This is a genomic window from Amycolatopsis tolypomycina (assembly GCF_900105945.1).
In the GTDB taxonomy this organism is placed as follows: Bacteria; Actinomycetota; Actinomycetes; order Mycobacteriales; family Pseudonocardiaceae; genus Amycolatopsis; species Amycolatopsis tolypomycina.
Genome location: NZ_FNSO01000004.1, coordinates 2,723,274 through 2,742,613, shown reverse-complemented (window position 1 = coordinate 2,742,613; position 19,340 = coordinate 2,723,274). Strand labels below are relative to the sequence as shown.

General features: G+C 73.0%; 19 protein-coding genes. 6 read left to right on the top strand and 13 right to left on the bottom strand.

Annotated features, from left to right (window positions below; genetic code table 11):
- Positions 1-221 precede the first annotated feature (221 nt).
- Positions 222-425: a hypothetical protein gene (locus tag BLW76_RS48665; RefSeq protein ID WP_167384686.1), complete on the bottom strand. Its 204-nt coding sequence runs from the start codon at positions 423-425 to the stop codon at positions 222-224.
- On the opposite strand from BLW76_RS48665, the gene BLW76_RS22590 reads away from it, so the two are divergent.
- Positions 412-1,560, top strand: coding sequence for a carboxypeptidase regulatory-like domain-containing protein (locus BLW76_RS22590; RefSeq protein WP_167384685.1), 1,149 nt, complete (start codon positions 412-414; stop codon positions 1,558-1,560). The two genes, BLW76_RS48665 and BLW76_RS22590, sit on opposite strands and share 14 nt — an antisense overlap.
- 6 nt (positions 1,561-1,566) lie before the next feature.
- Positions 1,567-1,869: a hypothetical protein gene (locus BLW76_RS22585; protein ID WP_091310620.1), complete on the top strand. Its 303-nt coding sequence runs from the start codon at positions 1,567-1,569 to the stop codon at positions 1,867-1,869.
- 56 nt (positions 1,870-1,925) lie between these two features.
- Here BLW76_RS22585 and BLW76_RS22580 read toward each other — a convergent pair whose 3' ends face one another.
- Genes BLW76_RS22580 through BLW76_RS22570 form a run of 3 tightly spaced genes read right to left on the bottom strand, consistent with a single transcriptional unit; the run spans position 1,926 to position 3,759 of the window.
- Positions 1,926-2,624: a CBS domain-containing protein gene (locus BLW76_RS22580; protein WP_244170271.1), complete on the bottom strand. Its 699-nt coding sequence runs from the start codon at positions 2,622-2,624 to the stop codon at positions 1,926-1,928.
- 11 nt (positions 2,625-2,635) lie between these two features.
- Positions 2,636-3,148 (bottom strand): universal stress protein, encoded by a 513-nt coding sequence (locus BLW76_RS22575; RefSeq protein ID WP_091310615.1) that lies wholly within the window; start codon positions 3,146-3,148, stop codon positions 2,636-2,638.
- Positions 3,149-3,171: 23 nt separating this feature from the next.
- Entirely contained in the window at positions 3,172-3,759 is a 588-nt protein-coding gene (locus tag BLW76_RS22570; protein ID WP_091310612.1) for an Rv1733c family protein, read from the bottom strand.
- A gap of 185 nt (positions 3,760-3,944) precedes the next feature.
- Here BLW76_RS22570 and BLW76_RS22565 point away from each other — a divergent pair, with 185 nt between their 5' ends.
- On the top strand, positions 3,945-4,343 hold the full coding sequence (locus BLW76_RS22565) for a CBS domain-containing protein (RefSeq protein ID WP_091310609.1): 399 nt from the start codon (positions 3,945-3,947) through the stop codon (positions 4,341-4,343).
- 229 nt (positions 4,344-4,572) lie between these two features.
- A complete protein-coding gene (locus BLW76_RS22560) occupies positions 4,573-5,085 on the top strand; it encodes a DinB family protein (protein WP_091310607.1) in 513 nt (170 codons plus the stop codon).
- Here BLW76_RS22560 and BLW76_RS22555 read toward each other — a convergent pair whose 3' ends face one another.
- From BLW76_RS22555 to BLW76_RS22535, 5 genes are read right to left on the bottom strand one after another with little or no spacing between them, the layout of a single operon-like run.
- Positions 5,086-6,453, bottom strand: a complete 1,368-nt coding sequence (locus BLW76_RS22555; RefSeq protein WP_091310604.1) for an MBL fold metallo-hydrolase — start codon at positions 6,451-6,453, stop codon at positions 5,086-5,088.
- A 19-nt stretch (positions 6,454-6,472) separates the two neighbouring features.
- A complete protein-coding gene (locus BLW76_RS22550; protein ID WP_091310603.1) occupies positions 6,473-8,065 on the bottom strand; it encodes an ABC transporter permease in 1,593 nt (530 codons plus the stop codon).
- Positions 8,062-8,964, bottom strand: coding sequence for an ABC transporter ATP-binding protein (locus BLW76_RS22545; protein WP_091310600.1), 903 nt, complete (start codon positions 8,962-8,964; stop codon positions 8,062-8,064). The genes BLW76_RS22550 and BLW76_RS22545 overlap by 4 nt, the downstream gene beginning before the upstream one ends.
- On the bottom strand, positions 8,961-11,204 hold the full coding sequence (gene ppsA / locus BLW76_RS22540; protein ID WP_091310599.1) for a phosphoenolpyruvate synthase: 2,244 nt from the start codon (positions 11,202-11,204) through the stop codon (positions 8,961-8,963). Before ppsA ends, BLW76_RS22545 begins: the two co-directional genes overlap by 4 nt.
- Positions 11,201-12,172, bottom strand: a complete 972-nt coding sequence (locus tag BLW76_RS22535; protein WP_091310596.1) for an Acg family FMN-binding oxidoreductase — start codon at positions 12,170-12,172, stop codon at positions 11,201-11,203. Before BLW76_RS22535 ends, ppsA begins: the two co-directional genes overlap by 4 nt.
- A gap of 169 nt (positions 12,173-12,341) precedes the next feature.
- On the opposite strand from BLW76_RS22535, the gene BLW76_RS22530 reads away from it, so the two are divergent.
- Positions 12,342-12,791, top strand: coding sequence for a universal stress protein (locus BLW76_RS22530; RefSeq protein ID WP_091310593.1), 450 nt, complete (start codon positions 12,342-12,344; stop codon positions 12,789-12,791).
- Positions 12,792-12,867: 76 nt separating this feature from the next.
- Positions 12,868-14,541: a glycoside hydrolase family 27 protein gene (locus tag BLW76_RS22525; protein WP_167384684.1), complete on the top strand. Its 1,674-nt coding sequence runs from the start codon at positions 12,868-12,870 to the stop codon at positions 14,539-14,541.
- A gap of 3 nt (positions 14,542-14,544) precedes the next feature.
- Here the strand turns inward: BLW76_RS22525 and BLW76_RS22520 are convergent, their stop codons facing one another.
- The 4 genes from BLW76_RS22520 to BLW76_RS22505 are packed head-to-tail and all read right to left on the bottom strand — an operon-like array spanning position 14,545 to position 19,334.
- Complete coding sequence (locus tag BLW76_RS22520; RefSeq protein ID WP_091310590.1) at positions 14,545-17,142, bottom strand: cation-translocating P-type ATPase; 2,598 nt, start codon at positions 17,140-17,142, stop codon at positions 14,545-14,547.
- Positions 17,139-17,852 (bottom strand): hypothetical protein, encoded by a 714-nt coding sequence (locus tag BLW76_RS22515; protein WP_091310588.1) that lies wholly within the window; start codon positions 17,850-17,852, stop codon positions 17,139-17,141. Before BLW76_RS22515 ends, BLW76_RS22520 begins: the two co-directional genes overlap by 4 nt.
- Positions 17,849-18,244 (bottom strand): hypothetical protein, encoded by a 396-nt coding sequence (locus tag BLW76_RS22510; protein ID WP_091310585.1) that lies wholly within the window; start codon positions 18,242-18,244, stop codon positions 17,849-17,851. The genes BLW76_RS22515 and BLW76_RS22510 overlap by 4 nt, the downstream gene beginning before the upstream one ends.
- A gap of 4 nt (positions 18,245-18,248) precedes the next feature.
- A complete protein-coding gene (locus BLW76_RS22505) occupies positions 18,249-19,334 on the bottom strand; it encodes an acetate/propionate family kinase (RefSeq protein WP_091310583.1) in 1,086 nt (361 codons plus the stop codon).
- Between the last annotated feature and the right edge of the window lie 6 nt (positions 19,335-19,340).

The following is a 19,340-nucleotide window of genomic DNA, read 5'->3' as shown; positions in this document are numbered from 1 at the left end:
GGCGGCCTTCGGTGTGCGCACCGACGGTCGCTTCGGAGTGCGTGCACGGACAAGAAGGAGAAGCTGATGTCGCGATTGGCGAGGTCTGCCGGAGCCGTGCTCTCGGTGACCGCACTCTGCCTCGCCGCCTCGGCGGGGCCCGCGTTCGGTGAGAGCAGCCGGACGCCCGGGCCGGTAGCCGCCGAAAGCGCGGAAAACACAACGTCCGGTACGCCCGCCACTCAGGCGAGCCCCACGACGACATCCACGCCCGTGCGGTCCAGACCGGAGCCGGCGGCGACCTCCCGGCCGTCCAGGACCGAACCGGCGACCACCGAGCCGTCCGCATCCACCCCGAAGCCCAGCACACCGGCCTCCGCGGCGCCCGCACCGGTCACCGCCGCGTCGGCGATGGCGGACCTGCGGTTGTCGGTGTGGTTCGACAAGACCGGCTACGTCGCCCACGAGCAGATCACCGCTCACGCCCGGATCACCAACGCCGGCACCGCCCCGGCGGCCGAGGCCAGGGTCAACTCGACCGGCAACCTCTCGAACGCCTACTGGACACCGTTGCCGCCGATCGAACCGGGGCAGACGGTGGAAAGCAGTCTCACCGGATTGGTGACGACCGAATCCGGGCCGCTGGTCCTCACCGTCACGGTCACCTTGCTCGGCGGCGCGCAGGACGCGAATCCCGCGGACAACACCAGCACCGCTTCGGTGCCGATCACCTACGTCCGCGGCAGCTACCAGGGAACCGTCTACGGCGATCGCAACGGGAACCACACGATGGATCCGGGCGAAGCCCTCCCCGGAGTCCGGGTCGACATTTCGGGAGGACACTCGGAGGTCTCCCGCACCACCGTCACGGACACCGCAGGGCGCTTCGCCTTCCCGGACGTGCCGGACGGCCGGTACTCGACCTGGTTCACCAGCGCGGACTGGTACCTGACCGCGCCGATTGTCCAGGTGACCGGGGTGAACGACCCCGAGGTGCTGATCCGCGGCGTCCCCGTGATCACCTCTGCGCTGTCCGCGTCCGCGGCGTTCACGCGGCGGGCGTACCGGGTGAACGACGTCGCACACCTCACGATGACCCTGACCAACACGGGGCCGGCCCTGGTGACGGACCTGGCCGCCGACTGCTGGGCGTATCCCGCCGGCCAGGTGAACGCCGGCAGCCTGGCCGAAGGGGGTCCCGGAGTGGCCGTGCCCGCCGGTGCCAGGGTGGCAGTCGATCTGACCGTCCGGATCACGAAAGAGGCTGCCGCCGAGGGAAGCCTGCGCGTCTGGTGCTCGGTCGGCGCACCACCTCGCCTCAACGGGATGGCGGACGCCGTCCGGGCGACCGCGCGGATCCCCGGCGGTCTCGCTCCGAAAGTTGTCGGTTACCTCGGGCTCTTCCGCTACAAGCCGGTGCTCGGCTCGCCGGCGAGCGATCCGCTGCCCGGGGTGAAGGTCTACCTCCGCGACCAGGTCACCGGCAGAGTCGTCACGCGCGCGGTGACCGACGCCGAGGGCAACTTCGCCTTTTACCGCGTCCCGGCGAACACCTACGACGTCGGCGTCGTCGGACCGTAGCGGCTGGTGTACACCGACCCGGAGTTCGTGGTGCGCGACGGGGAGAACGGGCTCGACCCGTACCCCTACAACCAGCATCGCCTGTACGTCGTTCCCGGCCCGGACCAGCCGGATCCCGATGCCGCACCACCGCCCGGCAGCCGGCCCGCACCGGCCGGGCCGGTCGTGGCGAAGCCGCGCCCCGGTGCCACTCCTCCGGCCGGCCTGGCCACGACCGGGGTCGAACTGACGTGGCTCGCGCTGGGCGGCCTGCTCACGGTCGTCGTCGGCACGGGACTCCTGCTCGCCACCCGGCGGCGGTGGCGGTAGCCGGGCGAGCGGAGGGGCCACCGTCCGCTGTGGACGGTGGCCCCTCCACCGGTGGCTCAGTAGGCCGGCCGTTTCCGGCTCAGCACCCCGGCCGGCCCGGACGGCGTCGGCGACACGTCCCGGTCGTCGAACCGGGCCTGCAGTGTCTGGCGCACCTCGACGACCCCGTCGACCCGGCGGATCAGCGCCACGATCACCGGGATCATGCTCTGCCGCTCGACCGTGCCGTTGAGGGTCACGATGCCGTTGTGCACCGAGACGTACAGCGCCGCCGGGTCCATGGCCATCTCCCGCAGCAGCACCTCCTCCCGGACCTCGTCGCGGATCTCGCGGTCGGTGCGCAGGAACACCCGCAGCAGGTCCGAGCGCGAGACCACGCCGACGAGCTTGCCTTCGTCGTCCACCACCGGCAGGCGGTGGAAGTGGTGCTCCTCGAGCAGCTTCGCCGCCACCGTGACGTCGTCGTCCGCGCGGACCACGACCGCCGGAGCCGTCATCAGGTCCGCGACGAACGCCGCGCCGGCCTTGCGCTTCGCCTGGCGGGAACCGGGCTTGAGCAGGCCGTGCGGGGCCTCGCGTTCGAGCAGATCGCCCTGGGAGACGACGCCGAGCACCTTCTCGTCCTCGTCGACCACCGGTGCTCCGCTGATGTTCCAGGTGGCCAGCAGCAGCGCCACGGCCTTGAACGGGGTGTCCGGGCCCACGGTGGTCACTTCGGTCGTCATCACCGAGCCCACTTTGCGGCGACTGGGCATCTTGATCTCCTTCACAGCAGCGGCCCGGGGTAGTACCCGATCGCGGGCTCCGGCTCGGGTGTCGCGTCCTTCTCCGGCTCCGGAACCGTCCGTGCCGGGATCACCACGACGGGGCAGCTCGCTTCGCGCAGGCAGTGCTCGGCGACCGAGCCGACCAGCAGCTTCAGCAACCGGTTGTGGCCGTGGCTGCCGAGGACGAGCATCGACGCGGTCTTCGACGCCTCTTCCAAGGCCACCGTGGCCGAGTGCTCGACCAGCTCGGCCCGGATGGCGACGCCCGGGTGCTCGGCCCGCACCTCGCCGACGACGTCGTCCAGCTGCCGCCGCTCGCGGTCGGCGACCGTCTGCGGTGTGCCGGCAACGGCCGCACCGAGGTCGTAGACCGGCTCGAACGTCCACGCGCGCAACGCGACGACCTGGCGGCCGCTCACCGCCGCTTCGGACACCGCCCAGCGCAGCGCGGCCACGCTGATCGCCGAATGGTCCACGCCGACGACGATGTCGCCCTGGTTTGCCGTGGTCATGTCAGTTTCACCTTCTTCTCGTCTCAAGAACGGGTCTTGCGGTCCTGGCCGGCCCACCACTCCTGCTGCCAGCGGGCGTAGCGGAGCCGGTTGAGGGAAGACACCGAAAGCCGGTAGGCGACGGCCAGCACGATCAGCGCCGCGAGCCACAGGCCCAGCCCGACACCGGCGGCGTCGATCACCACGGCGGCGCTGCTGAGCGGCGGGTCCACCGGGTTGCCGTCGCGGTCCACCCAGATGCCGAAGGTGTGCCCCTTCAGGGTGCCTTGGTCGGCGACGACCTGGCCGACGCGGCGGGTCCCGTCCGGCAGCAGCCAGGTCGCGTCGGTGGGGGCGCCGTTGCCGGCGATGCCGCTGCGGGGGCTCACCGTCAGTTCGGGACCGTCGGCGAGCAGGGTCGCGGTCACCAAGGCGCGCTCCGCCAGCTCCTGGGCCGACTGCGCCTGCTGGCGCACGAAGGTCTCGGAGCCGACGCTCGCGGCGACCGGCAAGGCGATGAGGGCGAGCAGCACCACGAGGGCGAGCAACCCGCCCTGGATGCGGTCCGAGGGGCGCGCCACCGAATTCCGGCGCGGGACCAGCGTGCGCCACATCCGCGCGATCCGGTTCATGGTGGGCGTCCTTTCCCGTTCGGTTTCCCTTCCGCTTCCAGGATCACCGGACGCCCGGGCTCGCCGAAGAGGCCTTGGACCCCGGACCGGAGTCCGTCGGCGGGCGGGCCGGGGACTTAGGACCCTGTGCCGTCCGCGGAGCCCGGCGGGATGGTCGGAGCACCCGGAGGAACGGAGCACGAACGATGCGCGCACGCGACATCATGACCACGCCGGCTTACGCCCTGACGCCGTCGGCGACGCTCGAAGAGGCTGCGGAGATGATGACCGCACACGGGTTCACGACGATGCCGGTCGTCGACGCCGACGGGCAGCTGCTCGGCCTGGTGTCCGAAGAGGACATCCTGCGGGCGCCGGCCGCGCCCGGCGACCCGGACACCGGCGTGATGCTCGACGGCGGCCCGCGCACGGCGCGCTCGGTCATGCGCACGAGCGGCCTGGCGGTGCCGGCGGACACCGACGCGCGCGAGCTGGCGCGGCGGATGACCGACGCCGGGGTGCGTTCGGCGCCGGTCGTCGAAGGCGGGCACGTCGTCGGGATGATCACCTTCCAGGACGTCCTGCGTGCCTCGGTCCACCACTGAACTTCAGCCCGCGGTGGTCCGGTGGGTCAGCACCTCGGGCACCGGACGGCGGCCGGTCAGCCGGGTCGGGTAGCCGTAGCCGATGCGCACCAGGGTTGGCCATCCCGGCGCGCACGTCCGCGTGCGGGCTTCCAGTAGCGGGTGCGCACCGCGGCGAGCTGGGTTCCTCCTTCCGGGGCCGGTCCACCGGTGGGAAACTCGGCCGGACGACGGCGCGGAGGACCGGACCATGGATCGCCAGGCGGTGCACGAGCAGTGGGACCGTGACCTCGCCACCCTGCGCGTCCTCGTGGCGGGCGCCACCGCCGCCGAGCTCCGCCGACGTTCTCGCGGCACCCGGTGGACCAACCGGCAGCTGGTGTTCCACCTCGTCTTCGGGTACCAGGTCACGCGCGCTCTGCTGCTCCTGGTCCGCCTGTCCGGCCGTCTGCCCGGCCGGGTGAGCCGCGGGTTCGCCGCCGGGCTCGACGCCGCCGCGCGGCCGTTCCACCTCGTCAACTACCTCGGTTCCTGTGGCGGCGGGCTGCTCGGGCCGCGGTTCGCCGCTTGGTGGTTCGCCCGCATCGTCGCGTCCCTGCACCGCAGCCTGGACCGGGCCGGCGAGGCCGAACTCGCGCGCGAAATGGCCTTCCCCGTCCGGTGGGACCCGTTCTTCCGGTCTTCCATGACCCTGGCCGACGTCTACCGGTACCCGGCCCGCCACTTCGCCTTCCACCTGCAGCAGCTCACCGTCGGTCGGTGATCAGCACGACACCCGTTCGCCCTCCTCGGGAACCACCGCGCACCAGTCCGCTTCCGCGTGCAGCGCCTTCGCCAGCGCGTGCGCGGGTTCCGCTTCCCCCTCGGCCACGAACGCGGTCTCCGGCGCCGGGGTCGCGGTCGCCCACGCCAGGACCTCCGCCGGGCCGGCGAACGCGCCCGTGCCGCCGAGCGCGGTCACCTCGGCGCGGACCGGCACGTACCGGCCGTGGATCTTCAGGTGGCGGGCGCCGTCCGCGAGCTGCGCCGCGCGTGTCCCCGGCGCCGGGTGCCCCAGCAGGATCACCCCGTTGCGCCGATCCGGCAGCAGCCGGGCGAGGTGCTGGAGGACGCGTCCGGAGTCCGCCGTCGCCAGGCCGGCCAGGACGATCGACGGTCCGTCCGGAGGCTCCGGCCGCAACTCCGGAGCCGGCACGCGCGCGCCGCGGCGCAGCTCGGCCGCTGCCTGCCGGTAGACCTCGAGACCGAGGTCGCCGTCCAGGACCACCGGCAGGGGTGGGAGCTGCCCGGTCTCCGCGAGCGCCCGAAGCGACTCCATGCCGCCGTCCACCGACACCGGGACGACCACGCTGCCGTCCCGCCGGGCCGCGCGGCGGACCGCGGCGGCGAACCGGCCGGGCAGGTGGCCGTCGGCGGGTGGGTGGGGTGCCGCCAGGACCAGGACGTCGGAACGCGGACGGGCGTCCGGCGGGCGCAGCAGCGGGTGGTCCGCCGCCCCCAACGGGCCCGCGAACACCACCGAACGGCCACCGGCCCGCACCCGCACCCAGGCCGCGCCCAGCCGGCCGCCGGCCCGGCCGAACTCGAACTCCGCGCCGTCGAGCCGGTGCAGCGAGCCGAACTCGACCGGCCGGACCAGAGCCAGCGCACGGGTGACGTCCTCCGCCCGGAACGGCGGGACGCCCGGCGCCGGCGGGCACGCCTGGCCGGCGTCTTCGGCGAACTGCTTCGCGGCATCGGACAACACCACCGGAAGCAGCGCGGCGGTGCCGGGGGTGGCGAACACCGGCCCGTGCCAGCCTTCCGCGGCCAGCTGCGGCAGGAATCCGGCGTGCCCGAGGTCGGCGCTCGGCAACACCACTGCGTCGGCCGTGCGCATCTCGTCGGGGCACGGCGAGAAGTTGCGGCGCCACGACGTCTCGGGTCCCGCGAACAGCCCGCACCCGACCAGCAGTTTGGTGTCCGCCGCCGCCAGCAGGTACCGGGCCCCGCCCAGGAACGTCAGCAACGGATCGTCGTGTGACGCGTGGTGCGCGGTCACGTGCAACTTCCCCGGCCACGGGCTCGTGCGGTAGGGCGCGGACGCGCGGCGGGCGGCGCTGAGCGCGGCGGCTCGGGATCCGTCGGACATCGGTTCTCCCTTCGCGGTGCTAACCGGCGATGTCACGCCGGCGGAACCCGGTCACGCCGGCCACGACCAGCGCGGCACCCAACGCGGTGAGCCAGAGCAGGGGCGCTGCCTGGACCGCCGTGCCCGGCAGCTTCGGCGAGTGCGTGAACGGCGACAGGTCGAGCACCCACTGGTCGAGCTTCAGCAGCGCGCCGAACTCGCCGAGCAGGAGGAACGCCACCAGCGCCACCCACGCCGCGGTCAGCGCCCGGCCGAACAGGCCGAACACGACGGTCGCGATGCCGGTCAGCACCCAGACCGCGGGCAGCTGCGCGAGCGCGGCGCCGACCAGCCGGGCCACCTCGGGCCCGATCCGGCCGAGGTAAGCACCGTTCGTCAGTCCGGCCGCCAGGCCGAGCGCGGTCAGCAGCACCGCGGGCGCCCCGGCCGCGAAGACGAGGTAGCCACCCAGAAGCCGCCGCCGGCCCACCGAGGTGGCCAGCAGCGGCTCGACGCGCAGGGCCCGCTCCTCGGCGCGCAACCGGACCAGGACCGCGATCACGTAGGCCGACGTGATGACGCCCGCCATCGCCAGCTCCGCCGCGAGGAAAGCATCGGAGATCCCCTTCTCGCCGCCCAGCGCGGTGATCATGGCCTGGGCCTGCGAGTTGGTCAGCATCGAGCCGACGTTGCCGGCGAGGCTGCCGCACACGAGCCCGAGCAGGACGTACGCGCTCGTCCACACGGCGAGCGTGCCGCGGTTGAGCCGCCACGCCAGGCCCCAGGTGCTCCGCAGCGCCCGGTCGGCCTCGGCGGGGCCCGGGTGGTCGGGCAGCAGGCCCGCGTCGAGGTCCCGGACCCGCGCCAGCGCGATCGCAACCCCGCCGAGCGCCGCGGCGGCGACGGCCGGGAGTACGAGCACCCACCAGACGTCACCCGCGTACGGACGGACCTCTTGGCTCCACCCGATCGGCGACACCCACGAGAGCCATCCCGGCCCGGCCGAATCGCCCACCGCGCGGAGGAAGTAGGCGGCGACGAGGGCCAGCGCGGCCAGACCCGACGCGGATCGGGCGCTCTTGGTCAGCTGGGCCGTCACCGCCGCCGCGCCGCCGAACACCAGGCCTGAAGCCGCCCAGCACAGCCCGAACGCCAAGGAGCCGGTGACCGGCAGCCCGGTTGCGGCGAGGGCCGCCGCGGTGGCCACCCCGAGCACGACACTCGCGCCGGCCGTCACGGCCAGCCCGGCGACGAGCCCGGCGTACCGGCCCACCACGGCCGAGCCGAGCAGCTCCCGCCGTCCGGCCTCCTCCTCGGCCCGGGTGTGCCGGACCGCGGTGAAGATCATCACCAGTCCGACCAGGGCGGCACCGAACGCGGTCAGCTTGAACACCGAGGTCGCGCCGAGGGTCGGCTCGTGCACCGGCCCGTACAGGGCCCGCAGGGACGGCACCCCGTTGATGCTCGCCGCCGCCGCGTGCAGGTCGGCTGCCGTCGGGTAGACGGCCATGGTGGCGGCCGCCGCGGACGCCGCCGTCGCCGCGAACACGACGATCCAGGCCGGCAGCCGGATCCGGTCGCGGCGCAGGGCCAGCCGGATCAGCGCGCCAGTGCCGGTGAAGGTGCCGCTCATGCCGGCACCGCCACCGGCTCGCTGCGGTAGTGCCGCAGGAACAGCTCTTCGAGCGTCGGCGGCCGGCTGACCAGGCTGTGCACACCGCACTGGCCGAGCGCGGCCAGCACCGGGGACAGCGCGGCGGTGTCGACGGTCAGCCGGACGTCGGAGCCGTCCACGGCGAAGTCGTGCACCCCGGGCAGCCTCGCGAGGCCGTCCGAAGCACCCGAGAGCCGGGCGGTGATCGTCGTGCGGGTGAGGTGGCGCAGGTCGTCGAGGCTGCCCGCGTCCACCAGCTTCCCGGCGCGGATGATGCTGACGCGGTCGCACAGGGCCTCGGCCTCGGACAGGATGTGGCTGGACAGCAGGATCGTGCGGCCGCGCTCGCGTTCCTCGCGGACGCACTCCCGGAAGGTCTCCTCCATCAGCGGGTCCAGTCCCGCGGTCGGTTCGTCGAGCAGGAGCAGCTCGACGTCCGACGCGAGCGCGGCGACCACGGCGACCTTCTGCCGGTTGCCCTTCGAGTACGCGCGGCCTTTGACCCGCGGGTCGAGCTCGAACCGGTCCAGGTACCGCGCACGGCGGACCGGGTCGAGGCCGCCGCGCAGCCGGCCGAGCAGGTCGATGACCTCACCGCCGGTCAGGTTCGGCCACAGCGACACCTCCCCCGGCACGTACGCCAGGCGCCGGTGCAGCGCCACGGCGTCGCGCCAGGGGTCTCCGCCGAGCAGCCGCAGCTCGCCGCCGTCGGCCCGCAGCAGGCCCAGCAGCAGCCGGAGCGTCGTGGTCTTCCCGGCCCCGTTGGGCCCGAGAAAGCCGTGCACCTCGCCGGTTTCGACGGTCAGGTCGAGCCCGTCGAGCGCCACGGTGTGGCCGAAGGACTTCCGCAGGCCGCGGATCTCGATCGCCGCGCTCATCGGGTGGCTTCCAGCAGGATCCGCCGCTCGGCCGACGCGATCGCCGCGCGGGCCGGGCCGATGACGTCGGGGTTGACCGAGATCGACGTGATGCCGAAGCGCACCAGGTGCTCGGCGAAGCCGGGCTTGGTGGACGGCGCCTGGCCGCACAGCGACGAGGTGATGCCGCGGTGCCGGGCGACGCGGATGATCCGCTCGATCGCGTCGAGCACCGCCGGGTCGGCTTCGTCGAACAGCTCCGCGCACTGGCCCGAGTCGCGGTCGACACCCAGCATCAGCTGCGTGAGGTCGTTGCTGCCGATGGAGACGCCGTCGATACCCATCCCGGCGTACTCGCCCAGCCAGTGCACGACCGAGGGCACCTCGGCCATCACCCAGCGGTGCAGGCCGCGCTGCCGGCCGAGCGGGCTCGCGTCGACCAGCTCCAAGCACTCCTCCAGCTCCCACTTCGTGCGCACGAACGGGATCATCAGGTGCAGGTTCGGCGTGTGCTCGCGGACCCGCGCCAGGGTTTCCAGTTCAAGGGCGAACAGGTCGCGCTCGCGCACGTACCGGTAGCAGCCGCGGTAGCCGATCATCGGGTTGCTCTCCACCGGCTCGAACTCCTCGCCGCCGGCCAGCCCGCGGAACTCGTTGGTGCGCAGGTCGGTGGCGCGGTAGACGACCGGGCGGGTGCCGAACGGCTTGGTGATCTTCAAAAGCGACTCCGCCATATTGTCCACAAAGGACCGCTCATCGCCCTTGGCGAGCAGGTCGCGCGGATGCCGGCCGCCGAGCGCCTCGGTGAGCAGGAACTCCGCGCGCAGCAGGCCGACGCCGTCGACCGCCTGCGCGGCGACCTCTTCGGCGTGTTCCGGCATCGCGAGGTTGACGTAGAGCTTGGTGCCGATCGCTTCGGGCGCGACCGGGGCGGCGACGGGCGCGGTGTGCGCGGGTGCCTTCTTGGCCGCGCCCGGCCGGACCTCGCCCTGGGTGCCGTCGACGGTGACCAGGCTGCGGTCGACCAGGACGCGGGTGGCGTCGCCGGTACCGACCACGGCCGGCACGCCGAGTTCACGAGCGACCACGGCGGCGTGGCAGGTCATGCCACCGCCGTCGGTGACCACCGCGGCGGCGCGGCGGATGGCGGGCACCCAGTCCGGGTTGGTCATCGGGGCGACCAGGATCTCGCCGTCGCGCAGGTGCTTGGCTTCGACGGGGTCGTGCAGCACGCGGACCGCGCCGCTGCCCTCGCCCGGCGACGCGCCGAGTCCCGTGACGAGCGCGACCGTGCTCGCCGGGGTGAGCGGCGGCAGCGTGGTGATCGGCCGGGACTGCACCAGGAAGATCTCGCTGTCGGCGATGGCGAACTCGATGTCCTGCGGCACGCCGTAGTGCTCCTCCACGCGGGAGGCCATCCGGGCCAGCTCGAGCACGACGGTCTCGCTCAGCACGCGCCGCCCACCCGCGGGCTCCGGCAGCTGGATGGTGACGTCGCCGCCGCCCTCGTCCGCGACGATCTTGTGGGTCTGCCTGCCGATCCGCACCGACAGGATCAGCAGGTCCTGCTTGCCGACGACGTAGGTGTCGGGCTCGACGGCGCCGCTGACGATCGCCTCGCCCTGGCCGAACACCGCTTCGACGACGACGCGGTCACGGTCGCCGGTGCGCGGGTCGGCGGTGAAGATGACGCCGGAGCGCTCGGAGCGGATCATGCGCTGCACGACGACCGCGATCGCCGGTTCGCCGGTGAACCCGCGGCTGGCGCGGTAGCTGACGACCCGCGGGCTGAACAACGATGTCCAGCAGTCCACCACGTGCTCGGCGACGGCGTGGTCGCCCCAGATGTTGGTGTAGGTCGCGTTCATCCCGGCGAACGAGGCTTCGGCGCCGTCCTCGCCGGTGGCCGAGGACCGGATCGCGACCGGCGTCGCCGAGCCGAGTCCGCGGTAGGCCTGCGCGATCTCCTCCCGCAGGTCGCCAGTGAGGCCGGCCAACCGGACCAGGTCGCGGATGCGGTCACAGTGCTCCGCCAGCAACTCGGCGTCGTCCACATTGGCCAGGGCCTTGGCGTGCAGATCGGCGACTTCAGCCCGGACGCCGGCCTTCTCCAGCGCGGCCCAGTAGCCGTCGCGGGAGATGACGAAGCCGCCCGGCACGGGGAACCCGGCGGAGATCAGCTCGCCGAGGTTCGCGCCCTTGCCCCCGACGGTCTCGTCGTCGGTGAGCCGGATTTCGGCCAGGTCGCGTACGTAGGTCATCGGGTTCCTCCTGGAGGCCGGAACAGCTCGCCGAGTGGGAGCCGTGGTGAGGGTGCAGCGGGGACAGCCGGGTAGCCGAAGCGGAAGATCGCCTGAGGGACGCCGGGCAAGGCCAGCTCGGAGACGAGCCGCGCCCGGACGCCGGTGAGGTGCAGCGGCTGGGTGATGACCGAGCCCACCAGGGCCTTGGCCGCCGCGGTGAGCCAGACGCGTTGCAGCGCCGCACCGGCGGCGAGGTGGTCGGCCCGGGCGTCGCCGTCGGTGCAGATGATCAGCAGGTTCTCCGCGGCGAGCCGATCGGCGAGCACGGCGTCGTCCGGAACCGGGGTACCGGTACGGACGAGCCCGGCGACCGGCAGGGCTTCCGGGCTGAGCGCCTCCTCGGCGACTCCGTCGCCGTGGGCGTCCCACCCGTGGGTGTGGGTGGTCCACACCGCCAGCTCGCGTTGGTAGCCGCGATCGTCGCGGAGGACGCGCGTGGCGAAGCCGAGGAGCTCGGCCAGCTTGTCCAGCGGTCCGGGGACGTTGACGTGGACACCCGTCGTCTCGCCGGCGGCGGCCAGCGCGCGGCACACGTCCGTCGGCACGCGGTTGTGGAAGAACCGGTGCCGGTGACTGCGGCGGCGGCCGATTGCCTGGTACAGCGCGTAGTCCCGGGCAGAGGTGGCGCGTGGGCGGCCGATCGTTACCGTGGCCACGACGTCGCCGTCGGCTCTCAGGTCGACGTGGCAGTCCCGGCCGAGCGCGCGGACAGCGAGTTCGAGGTTGGTCAGTGCGGCGCCGCAGGAGAGCACGCGGTCCCGGCCGAGCGGGTCGTGGCGGCGGAGTTCGACCTCCCGGCGCTCGATCAGGTCGACCTCGGTGCCGCGGATCAGCAGCTGCCACGGCTGGCTGTTGTGCACCGAAGGGGCGCGGCTCACGGCGCGAGCCAGCACGCCGATCTGCTCGGTGGTCAGGGCCGCGGTCATCGCCGTCACTCCTCGTCGCGGAGCGGGGTGCTCCGCCACAGTCATGGTCGCGGGGTGCGCCGAGCCGGCACCGGAGCACAAAGTCACTCGCCCCGGCGGAATTCGTCCCTATCCGGCCGTGGTCCGCCGGACGCACGATCGCGGCAACGCCCGAGGAAAGAAGGAAGTCATGAGCACTGGCCGCGTCATCATCGTCGGCATGGACGGTTCACCCCGCGGCGACGCGGCACTGCGGTGGGCCCTCGAGATCGGCGCCCACGCGGGCGACACGGTCCGCGCGATCCTCGTCCGGCCGCGCGACGAGCTGCTGCCGGGGACGTCGTTCGCCTTCCAGCCGCACGGCCGGGTCCCCGAGGCGGGCTACTCGCTCGACGCGCACGTCCGCGAACTGGGCATCGAAACGGCGGCCGCAGTGGAGACCCGGACGATCCACGGCGACCCGGCGACGGAGCTGGTGACGGCATCGGCGGACGCGGACCTGCTGGTGCTCGGCACGCACCGCGGCGGCGCGGTGGCGGATCTGGTGCTGGGCAGCGTCGGGCGGGAGTGCGTGCGGTACTCGCGGTGCCCGGTCGTGGTCATCACCCCGGAGGCGGCGAATCACCTGGCTCCGGCGTAGAAAACTGAAAGTTTCACCGGGAAGAACCTCCGCCGCGGCAGTTGTGTTAGCGTTCACACTTCCACCGTCACCGCCGATGGGGGTTCCGTTGCCGCACGCGCAAGCACGCCGAGCCAAGCGCCCGCTGAGTCCTCTGTGGACGGTGTGCGCGCTGATCGCCGCCCTCTTCTCCGTCGCGGCGCCGTCGAGCGCCGCTGCCGCGCCGGCTCCGATCACCAAGCCGCCGATGGGCTGGAATTCCTGGAACTCCTTCGCCGGGGCGATCGACCACACCGTCATCGAGCAGCAGGCGGACGCGCTCGTCACCTCCGGTATGAAGGACGCGGGCTACGAGTACGTCAACATCGACGACGGCTGGTGGACCGGCAGCCGCGACGCGAACGGCAACATCACCGTCGACACCGCGAAGTGGCCGGGCGGGATGTCCGCCATCACCGCCTACATCCACAGCAAGGGCCTGAAGGCGGGCATCTACACCGACGCCGGACGCAACGGCTGCGGCTACTACTACCCCACCGGGCACCCCGCCTACCCCGGCACCGGCGCCGAAGGCCACTACGACCAGGACTTCCTGCAGTTCTCGCGCTGGGGCTTCGACTACGTGAAGGTCGACTGGTGCGGCGGCAACGCCGAAGGGCTGAACGCGCGCACGGCCTACACCCAGATCAGCGACTCGATCTCGCGCGCCACCGCCCAAACCGGCCGGCCGATGACGTTCTCCGTCTGCGAGTGGGGCGGCAACCAGCCCTGGAACTGGGCGCCCGGCATCGCCAACCTGTGGCGGACCAGCGGTGACATCATCTACTGGGGCGAGCGGCCGTCGATGTCGCGGATGCTGGCCAACTTCGACGCCGCGCAGCACCCGAGCGCGCAGAGTCCCGGCCGTTACAACGATCCCGACATGCTCATCGCCGGGCTGCCCGGCTTCTCCGACGCGCAGAACCGCACCCACCTGAGCCTCTGGGCGATCTCCGGCGCGCCCTTGATCGCGGGCAACAAGCCCAGCGACATGAGCGCCGCCACCCGCGCCGCGCTGACCAACCGCGAGATGATCGCCATCGACCAGGACTCGCTGGGGCGGCAGGGCACCAAGGTCACCGAGGACGCCTCGGGTCTCCAGGTCTACCAGAAGGTGCTGTCCGGCACCGGCCGCCGGGCCGTCGTCCTGCTCAACCGCACCGGGTCGGCCGCCACCATCACCGCCCGGTGGTCCGCCCTCGGCCTGTCGGGTTCGGCGGTCGTCCGCGACGTCTGGGCCGGCGCCGACCGCGGGACCTTCACCTCCGGCTACGCCACTTCGGTCCCGGCCGGGGAGGCGATCCTGCTGACCGTCACCGGCACCGACGGCACGCCTCCGACCGGCGGGCCGATCACCGGCAAGCAGTCCGGGCGCTGCCTCGACGTGCCCGGCGCGACCACCGCCAACGGCACCCAGGTGCAACTGCTGGACTGCCAGGGCGGCTCCGGCCAGACCTGGACCCGGACGGCGAGCCGCCAGCTCACCGTCTACGGCACCAAGTGCCTCGACGCATCCGGCCAGGGCACGGCCAACGGGACGCCCGTGGTCATCTGGGACTGCAACGGCCAGGCCAACCAGCAGTGGACGGTGAACGCGAACGGGACGATCACCGGCGTCCAGTCGAACCTCTGCCTGGACGCCAGTGGCCAGGGAACCGCGAACGGCACCAAGGTCCTCCTCTGGGCCTGCAACGGCCAAGCGAACCAGCAGTGGACGGCGCCCGCGGCGTGAGCGTCACTCCCGAGCGTCGCCGCGGCGGGTGACCCAGCGGAACAGCTCGTCCGCACCCCACACGATGACCGGCATCGGGAGCAGCATCGCTACCACCCAAGCCGGAAGCGCCGCCGTTCCGAACAGCGCCTGCAGCGGCGGCAGGTAGATCAGCGCCGCCGCGAACACCAGCTCGAACACGATCCCGCCCAGCAGCAGGCGGTTCGTCGTCAAGCCCACCGAACGCAGCGACACGCGCTCGGTCCGGGCCGCGAACGCCGTGCCCACCTGGCAGCACACGATCGCCGCGAAGGTCGCCGTCGTCGCCTGCAAGTACGCTGTGTGCAACGCTCCCGAGGAGACATCCGCACCGGGGTGCCAGCCCGCCGCGTACAGCACCGCGAAGAACGCTCCCAGCACCAACGCTCCCGACAACAGTCCCATGATTCCCCATGCGCGCAAGAGCATCCGCCCGGTGACCACGCCTTCGGAGCGCCGTCGCGGACGGCGGGACATCAAGCCCGGCTCCGCGGGTTCGCGGCCGAGAGCCAGCGCGGGCAATGTCTCCGTGCCGAGGTCGATCGCCAGGATCTGCAGCACCGTCAACGGCAACGGGATCATCCCGCCCGACACCGCGAACAGCAGGAACGGCAGCACTTCCGGGACGGCGTGCGCGAAGATGTACAGCACGAACTTCCGGACGTTGTCGAACACCCGGCGCCCTTCCCGGACCCCGGCGACGATGGTTGCGAAGTTGTCGTCCGTCAGGACCACCGTCGCCGCTTCCTTGGCCACGTCCGTGCCGCCGATGCCCATCGCCACGCCGATGTCCGCGCGGCGCAACGCCGGAGCGTCGTTGACGCCGTCGCCGGTCATCGCCACGACCTCGCCGCAGTCGCGCAGCGCGTCCGCGATGCGGAGCTTGTCCTCCGGTGCCGCGCGGGAGAACACGATCTCGCCGTTGGCCGTCAGCGCTTCGTCCAGGGCCGGCTCCGGCAGGTCGGCCAGTTCCTCGCCGCTGATCACGCGGTCCGCGCCGATCCCGACGCGGCGGGCGATCTCCGCCGCCGTGCGGCCGTTGTCGCCGGTCACCACGTGGACCCGGATGCCCGCCGAATGGCAGTCCGCGACGGCGGCGGCGACCTCGGGCCGCGGCGGGTCGACCAGGCCCACCAGGCCGAGCAGGCTCAGGTCGGTCTCGGCTTCCTCCCGGCTGTCCGGCAGCACGGCCACCCGGCGGCCGGCGACGGCGAGCACGCGCAGGGCCCGGCCCGCCATCTCGTCGACCAGCGCCAGGAGCCGGGTCCGCTCCTCGGGCGGCATCGCGCAGCGGGGTAGCACCTGCTCCGGCGCCCCCTTGGTCGAGACCCACAGGGAATCCCCGACGAGATCCACAGTGGACATCCGCTTGAGCCGCGGGTCGAACGGGTACAACACCTTCCGCGCGGACAGGTCGGCCCCGGTCGAGCCCGCGTACCGCAGCAGCGCGAGTTCGGTGGGATCGCCGCTCCCGGTGGTGACGTCGGCGGTGCTGCACCGGGCCAGTGCCTCGGCGAACGACTCCGCGTACGGGTGCACCTCCTCGACGCTCATCTCGTTCCGCGTCAACGTCCCGGTCTTGTCGGTGCAGATCACCGTCGTCGACCCCAGCGTCTCGACCGCGGACAGCCGCTTCACCAGCGCCCCGGCCTTGGCCATCGACCGGACACCCGCGGCCAGGGCCAGGGTGATCGTCGGCAGCAGGCCCTCGGGGACGTTGGCCACCAGCAGCCCGATCGCGAACACGAACGCCGCCGCCCAGGACAGCCCGGCCAGCCAGCCCAGCGGCAGGAAGCCGATCCCGACCACGACGGCGACCAGCGCGATCAGCCACGCGACCCGCCGGACCTGGCGTTCGAGCGGGCTTTCCTCACGTCCGACGCGCGACGAGAGCGACGCGATCCGGCCGATCTCCGTGTGCCGCCCGGTGGCGTGGACGACCGCGTGCGCGGCCCCGGCGACGCAGACCGTGCCGCTGAAGACGAGCACCGGCGAATCGAGCGGGCGGGCAGCGTCGTCGTGCGCGTCGGCCATCCGGGTCACCGGCACCGACTCCCCCGTCAGCATCGACGCGTCGACGTCCACCGTGCCGTCGATCAGCCGGGCATCGGCCGGGATCCGGTTGCCTTCCTCGAGGACGAGGACATCGCCGGGGACGAGTTCGGTCGCCGGGACGTGCCACACCTGGCCGTCGCGCAGCACCGGCGCCCGGTCGGGCAGGTACTTCCCCAGCGCCTCGACCGCCTTCTCCGCCTGCTGTTCCTGCACGAACGCCAGCAGGCCGTTGAGCAGGATGACGCCGGCGATCGCGATCGCCAGGTTCGTCGTCCCGGCGACCCACGCCAGCCCGCCCGCGACCCACAGCAGCAGCGCGAGGGGGTGGACCAGCTGCCGCACCAGTTCCAGCGGCCACTTCCGGCCACCGTGCGAGGGCAGCGAGTTCGGACCACTCACCTGCAGCCGGCGTGCGGCCTCGCGGGCCGTCAGCCCGGTCGGTGTGGTCCGCAGGTCCCGCAGGAGCCGGGCGACCGGCTCCCGGGCGTCGACCGGCGGCGCCTCGGGGCTCTTCAGGTGCGTGGTCATCGTGCCTTCCTTCGCTTCGGGGTGGCGAGGCCGACCAGCAGCAGCGCTTGCGGGATGCCGGGCATGATCTCGGTCTGCCGGGCCCGCTCGACGGCGGTCAGGCGGCTCAGTGGGACGTTCCGGGAGGAGAACCCGCGAACGGCCGCGGCCAGCCGGGTGCCGTGGAGCGCGGCGCCGGCGAGGACGTGGTGCCGCCGGCTGTCACCCGGGGTGGTGACGAGCAGGGCGGACTGGCCGGTGACGTCGGCGCCGAGCTGTTCGAGGGCCGGCACCCAGGCAGGCCGCACGATCCGCACGTCGGTCTCCGGCCAGAAGTCCTCGCCCGCCAGCGCGCCCAGGACCGCGAGGCTGACCGGTCGCAGCTCCGGTTCCGCCGGCTTGCGCAGCGCCACGTACCGCGCCCATTCACCGCTCGACGGCGGCCGCGCTGCTCCGGCCCGGACGACCGCCGCCACGTCCGGCCGGTCGGCGTCGTAGGGGAACACCACGACCGGGTCACGGCCCAGGATCCGCAGCACCGTCCAGACGGTCGACAGCGCCGCACCGCACTCGATCAAGGCCGCGTTGCGCGCCCGGTCGCGCCGGGAGGGCGGTTCGGCCAGGACGACTTCGTCCGGCCGCACCTCGGCGACGCACCGGTTCGGGCCGAGCCGCACCAGGGCGTCGCCGAGCACGGCCCGGGACGAGGTGTCCCAGCGGAATCCGGTCATCTGCCCGGTTGCGCCGGGAGGTGCCTGGTGGCGGCCCGGCAGGTGGCCAGCAGGCCGTCGGCGTCGATCACGGTGACGCGGTTCTCCAGCCCCGCCGGGATCTCCGCCCGGACGTCCGGATCCGGGGAGACCAGCGCGACCGGCACGTGGTCGCGGACCGCGCAGACGACGCCGTACTCGCGGGCGGTCAGCTCCGGTTCCTGGCCGCGGACGTCGACGACGAGGTCGGGCTGGGCGAACGGCTCGTCGAGCGGGCAGCGGCCCCCGACCGCCAGCGCGCGGCAGAGCCCGGCGCGGCTGTGGCACCGGCTGACCAGGCAGCCCGCGTCACGCAGGGGCTGCAGCAGGAAGCCGGAGTCGCCGAAGGACGATTCGGTCAGCAGGACGTGCACGGCGTCACCTCACGGACACTCGGGCGAGCACCTCTTCGGCGCCACGGGCCAGCTCCAGGTCTTCCCGGGGCAGGACGATCAGGGCGGGCACCGGCGAGTCCGGTGCGGTGACGACCCGATCGGTTTCGGTGTGCGGGACCTGCCCGGCACGCAGGCCGAGCACCCCCAGCCCGTCGATGACCGAGGTGATCAGCCCGGGCTGGTGCTCGGCGACGCCACCGGTGAACACCACCGCGTCCAGCCGCGACAGGCTCATCGCGGCCGCGCCGATCTCCCGGCACAACCGGTGCCGGTAGACGTCCAGGGCGACTTCGGCGTTCTGCTCGCCGCGGGCCGCGGCGGCCAGGACGCGGCGCAGGTCGCCGTTGGTACCGCTCATCCCGGCCAGGCCGGAGCGATGGAACAGGGCGTCGGCCATCTCGGCCGGGCTCATCGGCGCCGTCTGCATCACGTGCAGCAGCAGGCCCGGGTCGATCGAGCCGGACCGCGTGGCCATCATGGCGCCCTCGAGCGGGGTGAAGCCCATGCTGGTGTCGACGCCGTGGCCGTCGCGGATCGCGGTCACCGACACCCCGGCGCCGACGTGCGCGCACACGAGCTGCAGCTCGTCCGGTGTCCGGCCCAGCAGCTCGCCGGTGCGGCGCAGCGCGTACTGGCACGACAGACCGTGGAAACCGTAGCGGCGCAGGCGGTTCTGCGCGGTCCACGCCCGCGGCAGCGGGTACCGGGCGGCGGCTTCGGGCATCCGGGCGTGGAACGCGGTGTCGAAACAGGCCACCACCGGGACGTCCGGCAGCAGGCGGCGGACCTCGCGGGTCACCGACAGCGACAGCGGCTGGTGGTTCGGCGCCAGCGAGGTGAGCCGTTCGAGGTTCGCGAGCAGGACGTCGTCGACCCGCGCGGGCGCCTTCTGCGTGCCGCCGTGGACGAACCGGACGGCCACGGCGTCCACATCGGACCAGCGCCGGACCGCATGGCCCACGACCGCGGGGTCGGTCAAGTCCCACGCCGCCCAGCCGACGGCGGTGCCGTCGGCGACCAGCGACACTTTCACGCTGGACGAGCCCGGGTTCAGGGTCAGCACACGCACGGGTCG

Bases quoted from the DNA above. Each gene is read 5' to 3' on its own strand.
- BLW76_RS22580 (WP_244170271.1), bottom strand. From the start codon at position 2,624: ATGCCCAGTCGCCGCAAAGTGGGCTCGGTGATGACGACCGAAGTGACC.
- BLW76_RS22575 (WP_091310615.1), bottom strand. From the start codon at position 3,148: ATGACCACGGCAAACCAGGGCGACATCGTCGTCGGCGTGGACCATTCG.
- BLW76_RS22570 (WP_091310612.1), bottom strand. From the start codon at position 3,759: ATGAACCGGATCGCGCGGATGTGGCGCACGCTGGTCCCGCGCCGGAAT.
- BLW76_RS22565 (WP_091310609.1), top strand. From the start codon at position 3,945: ATGCGCGCACGCGACATCATGACCACGCCGGCTTACGCCCTGACGCCG.
- BLW76_RS22560 (WP_091310607.1), top strand. From the start codon at position 4,573: ATGGATCGCCAGGCGGTGCACGAGCAGTGGGACCGTGACCTCGCCACC.
- BLW76_RS22555 (WP_091310604.1), bottom strand. From the start codon at position 6,453: ATGTCCGACGGATCCCGAGCCGCCGCGCTCAGCGCCGCCCGCCGCGCG.
- BLW76_RS22550 (WP_091310603.1), bottom strand. From the start codon at position 8,065: ATGAGCGGCACCTTCACCGGCACTGGCGCGCTGATCCGGCTGGCCCTG.
- BLW76_RS22545 (WP_091310600.1), bottom strand. From the start codon at position 8,964: ATGAGCGCGGCGATCGAGATCCGCGGCCTGCGGAAGTCCTTCGGCCAC.
- ppsA (WP_091310599.1), bottom strand. From the start codon at position 11,204: ATGACCTACGTACGCGACCTGGCCGAAATCCGGCTCACCGACGACGAG.
- BLW76_RS22535 (WP_091310596.1), bottom strand. From the start codon at position 12,172: ATGACCGCGGCCCTGACCACCGAGCAGATCGGCGTGCTGGCTCGCGCC.
- BLW76_RS22530 (WP_091310593.1), top strand. From the start codon at position 12,342: ATGAGCACTGGCCGCGTCATCATCGTCGGCATGGACGGTTCACCCCGC.
- BLW76_RS22525 (WP_167384684.1), top strand. From the start codon at position 12,868: ATGGGGGTTCCGTTGCCGCACGCGCAAGCACGCCGAGCCAAGCGCCCG.
- BLW76_RS22520 (WP_091310590.1), bottom strand. From the start codon at position 17,142: ATGACCACGCACCTGAAGAGCCCCGAGGCGCCGCCGGTCGACGCCCGG.
- BLW76_RS22515 (WP_091310588.1), bottom strand. From the start codon at position 17,852: ATGACCGGATTCCGCTGGGACACCTCGTCCCGGGCCGTGCTCGGCGAC.